The 16,805-nt window shown below is 53.2% G+C and carries 20 protein-coding genes and 1 pseudogene; 10 read left to right on the top strand and 11 right to left on the bottom strand.

Translation table 11 applies throughout. The features are described 5' to 3' along the window. The first annotated feature begins 38 nt into the window (after positions 1 to 38). Positions 39 to 1,304 carry a DEAD/DEAH box helicase family protein gene (locus JJB07_RS21390; RefSeq protein WP_236588277.1) on the top strand — a complete coding sequence of 422 codons (1,266 nt, stop codon included), beginning with the start codon at positions 39 to 41 and terminating at the stop codon, positions 1,302 to 1,304. Positions 1,305 to 1,348: 44 nt separating this feature from the next. On the opposite strand, the gene JJB07_RS21385 is transcribed toward JJB07_RS21390, so the two are convergent. Further along, the gene (locus tag JJB07_RS21385; RefSeq protein WP_201638144.1) at positions 1,349 to 1,567 is read right to left on the bottom strand and encodes a DUF2922 domain-containing protein; all 219 of its coding nucleotides are present in this window, start codon (positions 1,565 to 1,567) and stop codon (positions 1,349 to 1,351) included. A 32-nt stretch (positions 1,568 to 1,599) separates the two neighbouring features. Continuing rightward, complete coding sequence (locus tag JJB07_RS21380) at positions 1,600 to 1,821, bottom strand: DUF1659 domain-containing protein (protein WP_201638143.1); 222 nt, start codon at positions 1,819 to 1,821, stop codon at positions 1,600 to 1,602. 163 nt (positions 1,822 to 1,984) lie between these two features. Here JJB07_RS21380 and JJB07_RS21375 point away from each other — a divergent pair, with 163 nt between their 5' ends. Beyond that, on the top strand, positions 1,985 to 2,356 hold the full coding sequence (locus JJB07_RS21375; RefSeq protein ID WP_201638142.1) for a VOC family protein: 372 nt from the start codon (positions 1,985 to 1,987) through the stop codon (positions 2,354 to 2,356). A 78-nt stretch (positions 2,357 to 2,434) separates the two neighbouring features. On the opposite strand, the pseudogene JJB07_RS21370 reads toward JJB07_RS21375, so the two are convergent. The 3 genes and pseudogenes from JJB07_RS21370 to JJB07_RS21360 form a co-directional block, all read right to left on the bottom strand. After that, a pseudogene (locus JJB07_RS21370) lies at positions 2,435 to 2,515 on the bottom strand (arsenate reductase/protein-tyrosine-phosphatase family protein); the annotation flags it as partial. A gap of 1 nt (position 2,516) precedes the next feature. Next, on the bottom strand, positions 2,517 to 3,815 hold the full coding sequence (locus tag JJB07_RS21365; RefSeq protein ID WP_430727240.1) for an arsenic transporter: 1,299 nt from the start codon (positions 3,813 to 3,815) through the stop codon (positions 2,517 to 2,519). A gap of 82 nt (positions 3,816 to 3,897) precedes the next feature. Then, complete coding sequence (locus tag JJB07_RS21360) at positions 3,898 to 5,076, bottom strand: MFS transporter (RefSeq protein WP_201638140.1); 1,179 nt, start codon at positions 5,074 to 5,076, stop codon at positions 3,898 to 3,900. A gap of 110 nt (positions 5,077 to 5,186) precedes the next feature. Between JJB07_RS21360 and JJB07_RS21355 the strand changes: the two genes are divergently transcribed. The 5 genes from JJB07_RS21355 to JJB07_RS21335 all read left to right on the top strand — a co-directional run bounded on the left by JJB07_RS21355 (position 5,187) and on the right by JJB07_RS21335 (position 7,522). Then, a complete protein-coding gene (locus JJB07_RS21355) occupies positions 5,187 to 5,636 on the top strand; it encodes a MarR family winged helix-turn-helix transcriptional regulator (protein WP_201638139.1) in 450 nt (149 codons plus the stop codon). Between the two features lie 77 nt (positions 5,637 to 5,713). Next, the gene (locus JJB07_RS21350; protein ID WP_201638138.1) at positions 5,714 to 6,583 is read left to right on the top strand and encodes a permease; all 870 of its coding nucleotides are present in this window, start codon (positions 5,714 to 5,716) and stop codon (positions 6,581 to 6,583) included. 12 nt (positions 6,584 to 6,595) lie between these two features. Next, a complete protein-coding gene (locus JJB07_RS21345; RefSeq protein ID WP_201638137.1) occupies positions 6,596 to 6,736 on the top strand; it encodes a hypothetical protein in 141 nt (46 codons plus the stop codon). Positions 6,737 to 6,749: 13 nt separating this feature from the next. Continuing rightward, positions 6,750 to 7,013 carry a hypothetical protein gene (locus JJB07_RS21340; RefSeq protein WP_201638136.1) on the top strand — a complete coding sequence of 88 codons (264 nt, stop codon included), beginning with the start codon at positions 6,750 to 6,752 and terminating at the stop codon, positions 7,011 to 7,013. An 11-nt stretch (positions 7,014 to 7,024) separates the two neighbouring features. Continuing rightward, a complete protein-coding gene (locus JJB07_RS21335) occupies positions 7,025 to 7,522 on the top strand; it encodes a GNAT family N-acetyltransferase (protein ID WP_201638135.1) in 498 nt (165 codons plus the stop codon). A gap of 44 nt (positions 7,523 to 7,566) precedes the next feature. On the opposite strand, the gene JJB07_RS21330 is transcribed toward JJB07_RS21335, so the two are convergent. The 6 genes from JJB07_RS21330 to JJB07_RS21305 all read right to left on the bottom strand — a co-directional run bounded on the left by JJB07_RS21330 (position 7,567) and on the right by JJB07_RS21305 (position 13,584). Beyond that, positions 7,567 to 8,688 (bottom strand): inorganic phosphate transporter, encoded by a 1,122-nt coding sequence (locus tag JJB07_RS21330; protein ID WP_201638134.1) that lies wholly within the window; start codon positions 8,686 to 8,688, stop codon positions 7,567 to 7,569. Between the two features lie 250 nt (positions 8,689 to 8,938). After that, complete coding sequence (locus tag JJB07_RS21325; protein WP_201638133.1) at positions 8,939 to 10,063, bottom strand: methyltransferase domain-containing protein; 1,125 nt, start codon at positions 10,061 to 10,063, stop codon at positions 8,939 to 8,941. A 22-nt stretch (positions 10,064 to 10,085) separates the two neighbouring features. Continuing rightward, positions 10,086 to 11,333, bottom strand: coding sequence for an ATP-grasp domain-containing protein (locus tag JJB07_RS21320; RefSeq protein ID WP_201638132.1), 1,248 nt, complete (start codon positions 11,331 to 11,333; stop codon positions 10,086 to 10,088). A 25-nt stretch (positions 11,334 to 11,358) separates the two neighbouring features. Further along, positions 11,359 to 12,633: an arsinothricin biosynthesis radical SAM protein ArsL gene (arsL, locus tag JJB07_RS21315; protein ID WP_201638131.1), complete on the bottom strand. Its 1,275-nt coding sequence runs from the start codon at positions 12,631 to 12,633 to the stop codon at positions 11,359 to 11,361. Positions 12,634 to 12,819: 186 nt separating this feature from the next. Continuing rightward, complete coding sequence (arsC, locus tag JJB07_RS21310) at positions 12,820 to 13,239, bottom strand: arsenate reductase (thioredoxin) (protein WP_201638130.1); 420 nt, start codon at positions 13,237 to 13,239, stop codon at positions 12,820 to 12,822. 21 nt (positions 13,240 to 13,260) lie between these two features. Continuing rightward, positions 13,261 to 13,584 carry a metalloregulator ArsR/SmtB family transcription factor gene (locus JJB07_RS21305; protein WP_201638129.1) on the bottom strand — a complete coding sequence of 108 codons (324 nt, stop codon included), beginning with the start codon at positions 13,582 to 13,584 and terminating at the stop codon, positions 13,261 to 13,263. Positions 13,585 to 13,670: 86 nt separating this feature from the next. Here JJB07_RS21305 and JJB07_RS21300 point away from each other — a divergent pair, with 86 nt between their 5' ends. The 3 genes from JJB07_RS21300 (at position 13,671) to JJB07_RS21290 (ending at position 16,796) form a co-directional block, all read left to right on the top strand. After that, the gene (locus JJB07_RS21300) at positions 13,671 to 14,162 is read left to right on the top strand and encodes an arsinothricin resistance N-acetyltransferase ArsN1 family A (RefSeq protein ID WP_201638128.1); all 492 of its coding nucleotides are present in this window, start codon (positions 13,671 to 13,673) and stop codon (positions 14,160 to 14,162) included. Between the two features lie 79 nt (positions 14,163 to 14,241). Then, positions 14,242 to 14,463, top strand: coding sequence for a hypothetical protein (locus JJB07_RS21295; protein WP_201638127.1), 222 nt, complete (start codon positions 14,242 to 14,244; stop codon positions 14,461 to 14,463). A gap of 158 nt (positions 14,464 to 14,621) precedes the next feature. Further along, positions 14,622 to 16,796, top strand: coding sequence for a 5'-nucleotidase C-terminal domain-containing protein (locus JJB07_RS21290; RefSeq protein ID WP_201638126.1), 2,175 nt, complete (start codon positions 14,622 to 14,624; stop codon positions 16,794 to 16,796). Positions 16,797 to 16,805: the final 9 nt, after the last annotated feature.

The following is a 16,805-nucleotide window of genomic DNA, read 5'->3' as shown; positions in this document are numbered from 1 at the left end:
GTAAAATGAACGGATCCTGTACGAGGAGGGAAGCACCAGTGGCTAGAAAATACAAATCGAGTGACATTTTTAAACCCGGAACCTTCCCTGAACATACTTATATTTTTCGTCAAGCCCTCGGCAACACGTCCTACGAAACACTTCTGGAAGAAGCGTTGGAGACACCCGGTTTCCTCACTTCAATCGTCGGTCCCTCGAAGTCCGGCAAGAGTGTTCTCTGTGACAAAGTTATCGGACCTGATCGCATCGTTTCACTTAGTGGTGGCGATCTAAAAGCCAAGGAAGACTTTTGGGTAACGATTGGCAAGAAACTCGGTCTCCCTTTCGAAATGGAAACGACCACTACACAAGGCCATGAGATACAAGGTTCAGCCAAAGGCGGCGGCGAACTGAATTTCTTTGTGAAAAAATTGAACGTAGACGCTTCTCTGCAAATGAAAGGTCAGAAATCACACGCAGACCGCGAGAAACGCCTCACCCACAAAGACCTTGTCTTGGAAGAAATGGTTTCACGCGATTTGGTCCTGGTCTTAGACGACTTCCATTACATTGCTACCGACTATCAGATGGAGATCGCACAACAGCTCAAGGACTCCATTCGCAAGGAACTCAAAGCGGTCGTCATCTCTCTTCCTCATCGCTCAGACGATGCGATCCGTGAGAACCCCGATCTAAACGGACGCATGAGCTTCATCAACATAGATCCTTGGAATCAAAATGACTTATCGGAAATCGCAAATAAAGGCTTTCCGCTACTCGGAGTCAGCATTCCTCAAAACTTTGCACAACGACTAGCCAAGGAAAGCATCACATCTCCGCAACTTATGCAATCGATCTGTCTCAACTTGGCACGAGTTCTGCAAGTAGATCAGAACATGTCCATCCAGACCGTTACAGACGAACACAACATAGAAGATGCGCTGCGCCGAACCACGTTAAGCATGGCCTATCGCGATGTGATCAAAGCGTTAGTGGCTGGCCCACCTACACGTGGGAAACAGCGTAAAAGCTATCAATTAGAGGATGGTAGTCAAGCCGACTTGTACGGAACCCTTTTCAAAGCCATCGCCAAAGACCCGCCCATCGTCTCGCTCACATTTGATGAAATCAAACGTCGAGTGGCCTCCGTCCTCTCGCAACAGGAGGCGCGACCCGACCGTCGTCGGCTGTCGGAAGCACTTAAACACATCCAAGCGATCATCCAAACCAGTGGCCAACTCTACCAAGTATTAGAGTGGAAAGACCAAGAAATCTACATTTTGGACCCCTACTTTTTGTTCTATCTCCGTTGGGGAGCTTATTGAAAAAAAGACCCACACCCGCCCGTTGGCGGGGGTGGGTCTCTTTTTTACAGGGCGAGGGTCTGGACGTTCGATTCGACGATGCGGGCGGAGAGTTTTTCGACGGCGAGACCTTGGGGGAAGCCGAAGATTCCTTTTTCGATCACGAGGTCCATGACGGTGTTGATTTCGCCGGGGGTCAAGTCCGGCTTCGGTTCCGGGATGAGCAGTTTGACTTTTTTGTTAAGCGAGGTTTTGAAGTAGAGTTCGAGGTCGCGTTTTTCCATGTGGGGTTCCTCCTTGGGGTGGTGGGGTTTGGTTAGTTGCGGGTCAGGTCTTCACGGTCGAGGCGTTGGATGTGGTGGAGTTTGTACGAACTCAGACTTGCGAGCGCTTCGCCGACGGCGTACACATCGTCTTGGGAAACGGACGGCAGCACGCGGGAGTAGGTTTTGTCTTTGAACTGCGGTGCGCCTTTCTCATCGAATCCGGTTTGCAGGCGAAGCATCATACTGGTCCAGCCTTGGTTTGTGTTGATCATGTGGCATCCCTCCAGGTTGTTTTGGCCTTACACCCCTTACCATGCACGCAAGGGGCAAAAGTGCACATATGATTTTGAAAAATTTTTTTGGCGGTTTTTTTACTGCCAGAGTATAATGGACCCGATATCGACAAGGACGATCAGAAAAAGGAGCGTGTGCAGCATGAAACGTGTCACGGGAATCGGCGGCATCTTTTTTAAAGCGGAGCAGCCTGAGGTGTTGCTGGCTTGGTATGAAAAACACCTGGGCATTCAGTTGGCCACCGGCATGTCGGGTACTGTGTTTGAGTCTGCAGGGCAAACCGTTTGGTCTGTGTTTCCGAAAGATACCCAGTATTTCGCCCCTTCGACCGCACCGTTTATGGTGAATTATCGGGTGGAGAATTTGCTGGAACTGGTGAACGTGTTGCGTGAAGAGGGCGTGGAAGTTGTCGATACGATGGAGGATTCGGAATACGGCAAATTCGCCTGGGTGATCGACCCCGAAGGAAACCGGGTTGAATTGTGGGAACCCCCGGCACAAGTCCAAGAATAGGTGTGCGAAAAGAGAGGCGAGAACGGACGCCCCTCAGCACTCTCCCACTTCCCCCACGAAAAAAAGCCTTCCCTAACGGAAGGCTTTCCCGAACTCCTCAGCGATTTGACTGCGGCAGGAGTTGCCGGTGCAGAGGAAGTACAGGACTGGTTTCGTCATCTTAGAGTCCGCCAACCACGTTCAGCCAGAGATACAATCCACCCAATGTGATGAAAATCGTCGGGATCGTCAACACAATCCCTGCGCGGAAGTATTGTCCCCATGTGATGACGACGCCCTTGCGAGATAACACATGCAGCCAGAGCAGTGTTGCCAGCGAGCCAATCGGCGTAATCTTCGGTCCCAAGTCACAACCAATGACATTGGCGTAAACCAACGCTTCCTGAAGTACACCGGAGGCTGTCGTTCCCTTGATCGCCAAGGCATCGATCATGACCGTCGGCATGTTGTTCATGATCGAGGACAACACCGCCGAGAGGAACCCCATTCCCATCGTTGCCGCAAAAAGTCCGCGATCTGCAAAGGTTTGAATGACTTGTCCTAAGAGATCGGTCAGACCTGCATTGCGAAGCCCGTAGACGACAACGTACATGCCAATGGAGAAAACCACGACCGTCCACGGTGCTTCCTTGATGATGCGCATCGTCTCAACCCCTCGGCTAAGACGCGCGGCAAGCAAGAAGAACAGAGCTGCCACCCCTGCGACGAGCGAGACTCGAATTCCAAACGCTTCGCTGAACAGATACCCTGCCAGCAACAGAAGCAAAATCACCCAGGAAAGCCGGAACAACGTTGGATGCTTGATCGCTTCCCTCGGCTGTTTCAACTGACTCAGGTCGTAGTCCCTTGGAATGTCCTTGCGAAAATACAAGTACATCACCAGCAAACTCGCGCCCAAGGAGAAAAAGTTCGGGACGATCATGCGACTTGCGTATTCCAAGAAACCAATGCCGAAGGTATCTGCCGACACGATGTTCACCAGATTGCTCACAACCAACGGCAGCGACGTGGTATCTGCAATGAACCCGGACGCGAGAATGAACGGAAAAATCATCCGATCCGGCAACTTGAGCGCCCGTACTTGAGCGAGCACAATCGGGGTCAAGATCAAAGCAGCCCCGTCATTGGCAAACAGCGCGGCGACGGCCGTTCCCAACAACACCACATACACAAACATCAACCGGCCGTTCCCTCTCGCAAGTCGCGCCATATGAAGCGCCGACCACTCGAAAAAGCCGATCTCATCCAGCAACAAAGAGATTAATATAATAGCTACAAAAGCCAACGTGGCATTCCAGACAATGCCGGTAACCGTCCACACATCGCCAAAACGAACAACGCCAAAAAGCAGTGCCAGGACAGCCCCGCCGGAAGCTGACCATCCGATGGAAAGCCCTCTCGGTTGCCAAATGACAAAGACAAGAGTGATTACAAAAATAGAAAACGCAATCCATGCCATCGAGGACATGTCTCCACCCATCCTTCCCTTACTATCATCGCTATATAATCATATTCTTATATATAAGTCAAACAGCCACTCTTTACATTTCCCTACTCTGAAAAAAACATTCCACTTCTGTACGTCGCTGCCACATACTCGCGAATCCCAGACTACAGGTTAACCAAACCAGGCTGGTGAACCAAACTGTAGAGGCAATCTCAAACGTATCGAGCAAGAAGCCCGAGACCAAAGGTCCGATGATCATCCCCAAGCTCGAAGCCGACCCCAAGAACCCCATCGTGCTTCCCATCCCGTTTTTTCTCCCCCAAACCGTCGAGAGCGCCGAAGCGGAAGCCAACGTCAGAGCAGAAGCTCCGGCCACCACCACAACCAGCCCGGCGATTGCACCCAGCGACGTGCTTTCGGAGATCAGCATCACCGCCGCCGCCGTGAGCAATCCGGAACCCCACACCCACCACGATTTTGATACACGATCCACCACTCTCCCCAACGGAATTTGCAACAGACCGACGATCAGACCGTTCAAAGCAATCAGCGCCCCGCTCCAAAACGGTCGTACTCCGATACTCTCCATAAACAACGGAAAAAACGACACCCAAAACACAGTCAGTACGCCCAACTGAACCTGTATCGCCGCCAAAGCCAACAGACCTGAATTCCGCCAAGGCGCACACGACGGGAGCGTAGATTTTTTCTCCACGTTGATTCCCCCGCCTGTGCGAGACGGAAGCGCAAACACAATCCCGATGGAGCCCAACGCCAAAACAAACAAAAAACAAAACGCGGCGCCAATCCCCCAATTCTCCATCACCCAAGAACCGACGAGCGGCCCGGCTCCATTGGCGGCGAAAACGGTCGTGTTGTAAAACCCCATATACTTGCCCTCACGACCCGCAGGACTCACCTCCCCGATATACGCCATCGCCATCGGAAGCAACATCGCCGAAGCGAGTCCATGCAACAATCGAGTGCCCATCAGCAGAAAGTAATGATCAGAAACCCAATACGCCGCCGCGATCAGCGGATACAGCAACATGGAGGCGGTCAGCACAACTTTCGGCCCCCTCCGATCCGCCCACGTTCCAACCGACGTCCCGACAAGCAAGCGCACTATATAGAAGCAACTGTACAGCAACCCGACGCCAACCCCCGTAGCCCCCATCGCACGAGCATACGACGCCAACAAGGGTGCCACCATGCCGGTTCCCATCACCAAGACAAAGACCGCCAAACACAGAATCAACACCGCTCGACGCAAGGCTTCACTTCCTTTCCAAACACTCTCGTCAAAATGTATGCAAAACGCAAATAATATTACTTGCAATCTGCAACTATATGGGATATAACTAAGACAGAGGGGTGAAACATTTGGAAAACATGCGAGAGCTGTTCCAGATCATGACCCGCAGATTTGGCGTCCTGAACAAGAGATGCTGCACAACAGCCGATGGCGTAGAGGTTTCGTTGGTCCAAAGCCACATCCTTCACGAAATCAGCCGACAGCACGAACCCTCCATTCAACAGGTCGCAGAAACTCTCGGTCTTGAGATCACAACATTCAGTCGTCAAGTTCAAACTTTAGTCGATGCCGGCTTGGTCAAGAAAACACCCTATGCCAACGACCGCCGTATTCAGATCCTCTCGCTCACCGAGCAGGGCGAATACACGGCCACCGAAATCGACAAAGAGATCAACCAATATCTCAACGAAATCTTCTCCCAGATGACCGACTTCGAAAAACAGATCGTCGTGCATTCGATCAAACTCTTGAACGACAGCATGAGCAAATCGAGCATGTGCTGTACGCCTTTGGGTTAACCAGATGCTTCCCGTTGCAGCGGGGAGCACTCTTTCAAACCGATACTTGCAAACTACAAATAAGTGAGGTGTGTTCCATGTGGATGGATGTACTTAAAAGTTTTATCGGCATCGCAGGTGAGCTGATCATCCTGTTCGTTCTGATCTCCTTCTTAATCAACCTCGTCCAAGGATTCATCCCCTACGACAAACTCCAGAAGTATATGTCGGGCGGCAATGGACTCTTGGCGGCGTTGGTCGCACTCGTCTTGGCCTTCATCACCCCGTTCTGCTCTTGCTCCACCATCCCGGTCGTCGTCAACATGCTGAACAAAAAGATGCGCTTCGGCATCGTCATGATCTTCTTGTTCTCATCCCCCGTGCTCGACCCGACGATTTTGACTCTCATGACCGCTACACTCGGCACCAAAGTCACCGTGATCTATACGGTCGTCACTTCGCTCTTGTCGGTCATCATCGGCTTCACGCTTGAGAAGCTCGGGTTTGAAACCGCTGTGAAAAACGTCATGATGACAGGCTTCCAAGAACTCACCGTTTCGAAGTTCAACTTCAAAGCCGCACTCAAAGACACCGTCACTCTGATGCGTACCGTTCTCCCCTACCTGATCATCGGGGCTGGGATCGGTTCGATCATCCACGGTGCCGTTCCGACCTCCTTCATCACCGAATACTTCGGCGGCGACCACTGGTGGTTGGTTCCGGTCGCAGCGATCATCGGCATTCCGCTGTACATTCGCCTCTCGACCATGATCCCGATTTCGCAGATCATGATTGCCAAGGGGATGGCGCTCGGGCCGGTCATGGCGCTGATCATCTCTTCCTCCGGTGCAAGTTTGCCGGAACTCACCCTGCTGAATTCAATTTTCCACAAAAGGCTGGTTGTCGCGTTCGTCATCTCCGTCTTCTCGATGGCCACTTTTTCTGGACTTCTATTCTACTTCGTATAAGGAGGGTTCACCATGTCGTTTCTGAAATCTCTGTTCGGCAAGGATTCGTCCCAAAAGTCTGCTTGCTGTGATATCAAGATCGTCGAAGTGAAGCCGGACACGGCCGCCGCTTCGGAAAACCAAACGGCTCCATCTCAAACCGAGAAAAAATAAGGAGGAATTCCCCATGTCCGAACAAGTCCAAAACGTTTCTTGCTGCAACGTCATTTCCGATCGTGAACAAGCTCTGATCGCCCTGACCGCGGCGATTGCGTTGAACAACGGCAACTTGGTGAAACAAGCGGTCATCTCCGCGAAGGAAGTCGGCATCAACAACGATGAGATCGGCATGATCAGCGAAGTGGTCACGAAGTTGCAAGGGATGGAGGGCATGTCCATCGAAGAGATGGCCGCTCAATCGCAAACCTCTTCGTCCACTTGCTGCCGATAGGAGACCTCACCTTGCGCCCGACCCTACGACCGCTTCTCTTGCAAGATCTTCCCTTCATACATGAGCTGTACAACGAACCCAGCGTCCATCACCAAGCTGTGCTGACTTCCATGGACGTTTCGTTGGAGAAGTTGGAGGCACTTCTTCGCTACTGGTTGACCGATGCCAAACACTTGCACTTCGTCATTGAGGATGTAGACGGGACTCCGCTTGGTTTGAGTCAAATTTTCGAAATTGACCGAATCAACCGCACGTGCGAAGTCGGCGCTCTCTTGCTTCCCCGCTCTCAAGGGAAAGGCATCATCGCACTGTTGCATGAACACCAAATGAAGGTAGCCCGAGACGTGCTGGGCGTCACCACAATCCACGCCCAAACCGTCGCCTACAATTCGCACTCCCTGCACGTCTTGGAGAAGCTTGGGTTTCAACAACAAGGAATTCGCAAGCGTGCTCTCTACCGCGATGACGAATTCCATGACATCGTTCAATGTGCCAAATCCCTCGTATAAAAAGAAGCCAGCCGGGAACGAAAGTTCCCGACTGGCTTTTTTCATTAAGAAAACAGCAGATATCCCCCGTACACGACGGCGGCAAACACCCCTGCGGCAGGCAACGTAATCACCCACGAGAGCGCCATCTCGCGCACGACGCCCCAGTTCACGCCGTCTTTCCCTTGACGCAAACCGGAACCGATGATCGCGGTCGTGGACACATGCGTCGTCGAGACCGGCCATCCCAACTTACTCGACAGGGAGACCAACACCGCCGTTGCCAGAACGGCTGCCGTACTGCCGGAGTTGTTCATCTTCGATACTTTTTTGGAGAGCAATTGCAAAACGTTATATCCCTTGATCAAACTGCCTGCCGTCATCGCGACCGTGATCAGCAAGAAGATCGGGAACAGTTTGGTTTCATCCAGATCAGAAAGTGTTGAGAAGGCCGTCAAGACGGCAATCCCGACAATCTTCGGCGTATCATTCAAAGCACGGACGAAACAGACCGCCCCACTCGAAACCCATGCCGTCGCTTTCCCGGCCCCTTCCGGAATTCGTAACATCTCAATGACGAAAGATAAGGCCCATGAAACAGCAAGACCTACCACCGGGGAGAACAACAGAGGAACGATGACTTTGTTCCCGATATTCGACCACATGACACCGGACGCTCCAAACGCGATACATCCGACCGCCAACACCGCGCCTACGATGGCATGCGTTGTCGAGACCGGCCATGAGAAGCGAGTCGCCAACGCCACCCAGAGCGATGCTCCGGCCGCCATCGCCAAGACCATGCCGCCGGTGACCACAAATTTCGGGTCGATCAAGCCCGCCGTAAACAGCTTCAACAACTTCATCGAAACGTAGATGGAAAGGATCGAGCCTGCAGCCGTGATCAGAGAACCGTAGATCAATGCTCCCAACTCACCAACCGCGCCTGACGTGACCAACGGGGCAACCCCTTTGGATACGTCATTGCCTCCATTTTCAACCGCCAGCCAGACGACCAGCAAGATGCCAATCCAGGATACGACCGTCATGCCTTCAAAAACGCCAAATGCTGCGAACGGAAGCATACAGACCAATGCAAGGATCAACCCGGTCACCGGGTTTCTCGTCATTCCCAACAGCCTTTTTGACGCTCCTGTTTCTTGTGCTAATTCCAGTTGCGGTTCCATTGTACGTTCGTCCTCCCTTTTTCTCTGTGTTATTAGCAGAATAATCAGTTACCAACGGACAGCCGGAAACCCTCACCTCCCTCTCTACACGAAAATTGCTCAAACCTAAGAGTCTCTCAAATCGTTCTATTCATATATTAGTATATTTTTATTTCAATGTCCAAAAGGTGTATAATGATATGATTATATTTAGAAATAAAAAAAGACTGTCATATAAAAAGAATGACAGTCTTTTTCCGATATCCAGTTGTCAGCAACAACCGCCGCCATCTGTGGACGGTGCGCAGCAGTCTCCTCCGCTTCCTTGCTCAAACACGCTTTTCTTGCCCTTGGTGACATGCGGATCACGCAGTTGCGGCGTGTTGCAATCAAACAGCGGGGCTTGACCCAACGGCACCGGTTGGTAGCAAGGCAGTCCGATCAATTGGTCTTGGTACGGCTCTCGCATCAAAATCCCATAGGTTTTCTCACAGACCGCGACACGTTCCCCTCGAACATAACGGTGTCCATCATCGTCGAGAACTTCCTTCCACGGACCTCGATACATCACTGCATGACCTTGGTCGAGGCAAACGCCCTGTTTCCCTTTGTACGCTTGCACGACGAAGGAACGCAGTTCAATGCCTTGCACGACCTGGGTCGGAAGTTCTGCACGCCACGGATAACGCATGCCATAAAAACCGGCTTCATCAAGCAACGCCACGATCTCCGTTTCCAAGGGGACGTTCTGCATACGAGGCCCGTTGGGCAAAGCAGGGAGGTCAAGCGGCAGGCCCGACTCATCCGCCAGCAAGGACAAAAGCACCACTCGTCCCCCGCGACGCAACACACGGAACGCCTCTGCAATCGCCGCGCGCACACGATCGTGCTTCAAGCGATTGGTGACCGTATCCAAAATGACCACGTCGATGGATTCGCTTGCCACAAAGGGAGCTTGCTCTCGCTGTTCTCGCAGAGCCTCCTGCAGGTCGCGGTAGCCCGCCGCCTCTTGGACAGGATGCTCAGACAGATAGTCGGCGAGATAAGCGGAATTGGTTTGGTAATCATCCAGCTCCGTTACTTCAAGCGCCCAGTTCGCATACCCGATCTGGGCTTCCAACGTACCAAGGCTCTCACGAATGGGTGTCAGTTTCTCTTTTTCCTCTTCCAAGAGCAGCAGGAAGCCCTCTGCTCCGATCTGACTTGCAGCAGAAAACGCGATGCTCTCCGTCGCACCGACGACCAGCACCCGCTCCCCTTCCTTGATCGTTCCTTCGGGCAATTTCTCCACGACCGCTTTCTGTCCGGATACTTGCGCCAAGTCCAACCCGGAACCGGATTGAGATGCGATTTTCAGAACCGCCGCTTGCAACATTGCGGCCTTCGAAGTGCTCATCAACTCTCACTCCTCATCGTGTTTAGTGGGTCACGCCTTCTGCCAAGGGAGAGACGCGAACATCCAAGCAACGCTCGACTTCGTTTGCCACTTGATCTGCATCTTGGTCATCTACTGCATGAACAATCGCATACCCTACGCGATCATAATTGCTGGTGGTTCGCTTGACTGCATCCCCCGACTTTGCATGCAAGACCAGTCGTTGAACGCCCGGCATCGATTCCACGTCCTCAAGTTTGCGGTACGTAACGAGGCCATCCTGTCCCGCCTCGAAAAAGCGAATCGCAGCCGACGACGTTTGAACCGCATGGCGGGGAGCGTCTTCCAACGTACCGCCCAGAGCCAGATGCAGAGAAAGTTCCTGCAAGTTGTATCCCGTCACAGCGAGAACCAGCAAGTGAATGCGGTCTCCACCGGGGCGGGCGTTGACCTCAATGATCTTCGGCCCAACTGGAGTCAACTTCACTTCGGTGTGCGTGACCGTACCGTTCACGCCCAGAGCGGAGAGCGCTTCGACGACCAACTGCTGCACCTCTTGTACCGTCGATTCCGGGAGTGGAGCCGGTACGAGATGCCCCGCTTCGACGGCTCCTGATGTTCTCTTCGCCGTGATCGCCAAGACGGTGGTTTTTCCCGATGCAGTGCAAGCCTCTACACTGAATTCGGGCCCCTCCAAAAACTCTTCCATCAGAATTTCATCGTCCATTTGCTGCCCCACCCAGTTGCTTCGGTTGGCGCGAATGGCCTCGACGGCCGCCCTCACGTCCTCTGCCGAATGACAGAACGAAACCAACGTGCTCCCCGCTTCGTTCGACGGCTTCACCACGACAGGCAACGAGAAGTTTTCCAGTTGTTCCAAGGCCTCTTCCGGTGTACGCACCAATGCATACACGGCAGACCCCACGCCGTGTTTGGCGAGTTGTTCTCTCGTTCTCTTTTTGTTTCGGCAATTGAGAGCGGCTTCGTAGGACAGCCCATTCGGAAGTTGCAACGCTTCCGCCACTCGCGCCGCCAGCGCGACACGATATTCGTTGAGCGTGAACACCGCTTGGATGTCGTATTTTGCTTGCAAATCCAAGGCTTTGGCGATCACCGCTTCTTCGTTGTTGAGATCCATCTCGACGGGGAGATCCACTTGCAACGCCTCTTGCAGAGAGATCTCCGCTTTGAACATCAATACCTTGTAACCCCGTGGCTGAATCAGATCGAGCTCGCTCTCTCCCGATTGGTTCAACCCGAATACCAAGACGGCCTTCGCCCGCTCAGTCATGTCGCAACCCTCCTCGCGATCGACGCTAGCACTTCAGGCAGCAACGCTTGAAGATGCCTTCTTCTTGCGGGGTGAGGCTTGCATAGTACAGTTCATCGACGCGCGGGTCCGGATGCTTCCAATCCACATGGAACTCCTGCTCCGTCAGTTCAAGAGCTTGCACCGATGCGGTGTTCAACAGCGGGGAGCCTTTGTACAGGTGCAGACGGGTTTCGTATTGAATCGGGTCGATGATGTCGTCCAAGTTGTTGCGCTCTACAAAGGCACGGAACGTCGCCAAGTCCTCCAAGGAAATCCACGGGTTGAACATGATGAAAGTCGGGTTCAATTTGATCCCGGTGCCCAACAGGAACGCAATCGCTTCCTCGATGTCTTCCAATGACGTGTACTTCGCAACCGCATCCAACACTTCCTCAGACGGGAATTCAAGTGCAGACGTGACGAACGCAACGTTCAGGCCGGCCATTTCGAGCAGAATTTCTTTGTTCTCCAGGATGTGGTCGATGCGCAGCGTGAAATCGTAGGTGAGTTCTGGGAACTCTTCGTGCAGGCGGCGCAGGATCTTGACGCCGTGATGCTTGGAGTTGAAGAAGTCGGCGTCGATGAAGGTCAAGTGGGTCATGCCGCCCTTCACGAGTTGACGCACGTCTTCGATGACGACGTCTTCTTCGATCAGGAAGACTTTTCCGTCATACGCGGCAAACACCGAGCAGTACAGACATTTGTGATGGCAACCGCGTGCAATTTCCGTGGTGCCGACGATTTGCGTGGAGCCCATGAGTTTATCGACTTGCGCTTGCGGGTATTTGTGCAGCGGCGGCAACGTCGAACGAGTCGGGATGTGAATTTCATCGCGGCCCATGTACGGGTGGATGGTTTCGCCCTTCTCGATCACTTCAGTAGTCACGAGGCCCGGAAGCATCAATTGGGTGTCGCCGGAGAGATGGCGTGCCAGTGCCAGCAACGGCGTTTCAAATTCGCCGACGACGCAAGAATCGCTGTATTTTCCAGCCAAACGATAGGCATTGATGGTCGCATATTGACCGAAGAACGTAATATGAGCGCTCGGGTTTTTCTCACGAACGAGACGCGCGATTTCAATTCCGGCAAACAACGCGTCGAACAGCGGGATGGAGATCGCTACAAGATCTTGCCCGACGAAGCGATCTTCTTGAATCCCGTCCACGTATGTATCCAGCACAGATACGTCAAAACCGGCTTTCAGCAGCGGCGTGGTTGCAGCGGCTACCGTCATCGGTTGGAACCCGCCTTCGAAGTTCGAAACCAGCAAAATTTTCATGTAGATGTTGCCTCCCTATTTTTGTTTTTCAGTCTTTTCTTTATTCTCGCAAAGACAATAATGTGAGAATATAATAATTTTATTATATACAGGCGTCTTCTACTATGTCAAAATATTTTTATGAAGTAATTGTTTTCGCAACAAAAAAACACACCTCGTTTTAAAAAGGTGTGTTTGCCAGCCTGCTTATTCACCGTGCTCTGCAAATTGCTTGATCCGGGCTTCGATCTCATCCCGAACGCGTTGGAAGACCGCCCATTTCTCCTCATCCGTACCCGTTGCTTTCGCCGGGTCGTCAAACCCCCAATGGGCGCGAACGGCTTGTGCGGGTGTGGCCGGGCATCTTTCGTCGGCATTTCCACAAAGGGTGATGATGTAGTCGGACTTCTGTAAAAGTTCCGGGTCAATGACATCGGAGGTATTCGACGAGATGTCGATCCCCTTCTCAGCCATCGCTTGGATGGCTTTGGGATTGACTCCATGTGCTTCGATGCCGGCACTGTAAACGTCAAACTCGTCTCCAAGAAGCAGTTTGCCGAACCCGTCTGCCATTTGACTACGGCAAGAGTTTCCGGTGCAGAGGAAATACATGATCTTCTTCTCCATGTTCAACACACCCTTTCCCACTTATGAACAACAGGACTTCTCCGACTTTGCACGAAGGTTTTGAATCTCTTGACGTAAATCCGGAAGATTGTCCAGAATGGAATCGAAGAATGGAAAGAGCGCTCCCTCTATGGAGTAGAACACCCATTGACCTTCACGTCGCTCCTTGAGCAATTTCGCGCTCTTCATCTTACGGAGATGTTGAGAGATGGCCGGTTGGCTCATCTGTAAAATTTCGACCAATTCAAACACACAAAGTTCTTCCACTCGTAACAGAGCCAAGATGCGTAGGCGTGTCTTATCACCTAAACTCTTAAAACAGTCCTGCAACAGATCAAGATCCACCTCGATCACCTCTCCTCAATTTAATCACAGCGTACAAAAAATTTCAAATCCAATAAAATTAATTCAGGATAAAGGAGTCATAGAAAATGATCATTCGACTTGCTCAGGAACAAGACCTCCCCGCAATTCTTCGCATCTACAACCAAGGAATTGAAGATCGAATCGCGACGTTAGAAACAGAAGTCAAGGACGATTCCTACATGCAAAACTGGTTTGCGCAGCGAGAGCCGCGTTATGCGGTCCTCGTGGCGTGCGCGGGTGAACAGATCGTCGGCTGGGCTTCCATCAACCCCTACAACAAGCGATTTGCCTACTATGGAGTGGGCGAGCTCTCCGTCTACATCGATCGTACTCATCGCGGTCGGGGAGTTGGCAAACAATTGTTGGGGAACTTGGAGCGGATCGGGAGAGAGCAGGAGTTTCACAAGTTCATTCTGTTCACGTTCCCGTTTAATTCGTTGGGACAAGGCTTGTATCGGAATTCCGGATATCGGGAAGTCGGCGTCTTCCATAATCAAGGACGCCTCGACGGAGAGTTCGTGGATGTCATGGCGATGGAGAAACTCCTGTTGGACTAGAAGGGAATAGGCCGAGATCTCCCGCGCATACTGATCAGTGGATGGAATCCATCATCCCTGACGAGGGGGAACTTGTCCCATGCGAGAAAACCGACGAATCGTCGTGCAGACAGAACGCAATACCGTCCGAGTTTCGTTTCAAGTGGAAGACCCTGTGGAGGTGACCCCTCTACATACGTCTTCGCCGGATGCGCCCGTACTGCTGCAATTCGATCCTGCTGCCTTGAAGCAGTTGGGCGCAACTCAACTCAAGATTTCGAGGACGGTCGCTTTTTTGATCGGATTGTACGCGGCGATGTAGTTCTTCACGAAAAAGAGACCTCCCACGACCTCACACGGCGGGAGGTCTCTTTTTTTACAAAGAATTTTCTAACTCTCCCAACTCTTTCATCTCCTAATCTAGTATACTAGAAACGATTCGAACTCTTTTTACTAGGATTAGGAGGCATTCCCACTCATATGAAACGTTCTTCGAAGTTTGCTACGATGGCAGTTGCCGCGTCCCTGCTCACCGCTCTGTATGGCCCGCAAGCATTTGCGGACGACTCGACCGGGAAGATCATCTCCCCGGCTCCGACCACCACCCCCAACCCGACTAAATCGGACTTGGAACTGGCGCATGAGAAAGGCGCGATCTCCGGGTACCCGGGCGAGACCGATCTCCACGGCACCCAATTCGTGACCCGTGGCGAGCTGATCTCGATGATCAACCGTGCTGCGAAACTTGCGGACGTCACCATGAAAAAAGCTCCGTTCGACGATCTCGAATCTTGGCAGACGCAAGCGGTCGCCAACGCCCAAGCGGCAGGCATCGTTCACGGGACCGAAAACGGCCGTTTTGAACCGAACCGCTTCGTCACCCGCCAAGAACTCGCGGTGCTGATCGGTGCGGCGATGAACGGCGGCGCCACCCCGAACGTAAACCAAAACGTCCTCAACTACTACAAAGACAAAGACTCGCTCTCCGACTGGGCGAAACCGTACATCGCGTACACGACGCTCGGCGGCGTTTTTGCCCCGACGCTCGACGGTTCCTTCAACCCGGATGCTCCGATGACCCGTTCCGAAGCGGCGAAAGCACTCAAGCCGTTGCTGTTTGACGTCGTCGACGTGCTCTCGACCAACGACATCCACGGTCACATCGAAACCGCTCCGGACAAGAAGCGCAACAACCAACTGCAAGGCGGCATGGAAACCATCGGCGGCATCGTCAACGACTTCCGCATGGTCAACCCGAACCACACCGTGGTCGTGGACGGCGGCGACATGTGGCAAGGCACGCTGATCTCCAACCTGTTCAACGGCCAATCGGTCATGGACACGATGGCAGACATCAAGTACGATGCAGCGGCCATCGGCAACCACGAGTTCGACTTCGGCCTCGACACGCTGAAAGGCAACATCAAGAACGCGAAATTCCCGATCCTCGGCGCGAACATCCTCGACGATGCGACCGGCAAGCGCGTGGACTGGACCCAACCGTACACCATCGTGGAAAAAGGCGGCCTCAAGATCGGCATCATCGGCTTCTCCACCCCGCTGACCAAAACCACGACCAAGTCGACCAACATCGAAGGCCTGACGTTCGCTGACCCGGCTCCGCTGGCAAAAGACCTCTCCGCAGAGTTGAAAGCCAAGGGCGCTGACATCGTCATCGTTACGTCCCACTTGCCGGGCGACCAGCAAGCGCAGTCCGACAAGATCATGGACGAACTGGCAGACCTCGCGACGACCACCGGCAACGGCACCCTCGACGCGATCATCGGCGGCCACTCCCACAAGCGTGTCGTCGGCAACGTGAACGGCATCCCGGTCATCGAAGCGCAGAACTGGACGCTGGCTCTCGGCCACATCCAACTGTTCGTAGACAAGGATTCCAAAAAAGTCGTCTCCTCCGGCGCGTCTCTGCTGGAAACCTACACCAACCTGACCACCGGCGACGCTGAAGTTCGCGACATCGTCTCGGGCTACCACGACAAAGTCAGTGAGAAGGAACAACAAGTCATCGCATCTGCAGGCGTTGCGCTCACCCGCACCCCGTACCGCTCCGCAATCGACGGCGGCGCAGAACGCGACGGCATCTCTCCGCTGGGCGCCATGATCACCGATGCGATGCGCACCAACGAATCGGCTGATGTTGCGTTCACGAACATCGGCGGCATCCGTGCAGACATCGACGCAGGCGACATGACCTACGGCAAAATGTTCTCCGTTCTGCCGTTTGGCAACACCGACATGACCGGCACGATGACCGCGAAGCAGATCAAAACCGCACTGGAAGTGCTCGACGTGTACTCCAAGCTGCCGGCTCTGCAATTCTCCGGTCTGAAAGTCGAGTGGGACAACACCCGCCCGGCAGGTGACAAGTTCACCAAGATCACCCTGACCGACGGCACCCCGCTCTACGTCGACGGCAAGTTCAACGAAACCCGCACCTTCAAAGCTGTCACCAACGACTTCATGGCGACCGGCAAAGGCGACGGCTTCACCGTCTTCGGCGAAGTGAAGGACTGGAAGATCGGCGACGTCATGCTCGACGCGTGGATCAACTACACCAAAAACCTCACCAAGGACGGCTCCAAAGTCACCCTCAAAGACGACGGCCGCGACATCCGTACCGATCTGCAGAAGTAATCTTGCTTT

This window comes from Tumebacillus amylolyticus (assembly GCF_016722965.1).
GTDB classification, from domain to species: Bacteria; Bacillota; Bacilli; order Tumebacillales; family Tumebacillaceae; genus Tumebacillus; species Tumebacillus amylolyticus.
Note: the sequence above shows the minus strand (reverse complement) of the source record. Positions and strands in the feature narration are given on the sequence as shown.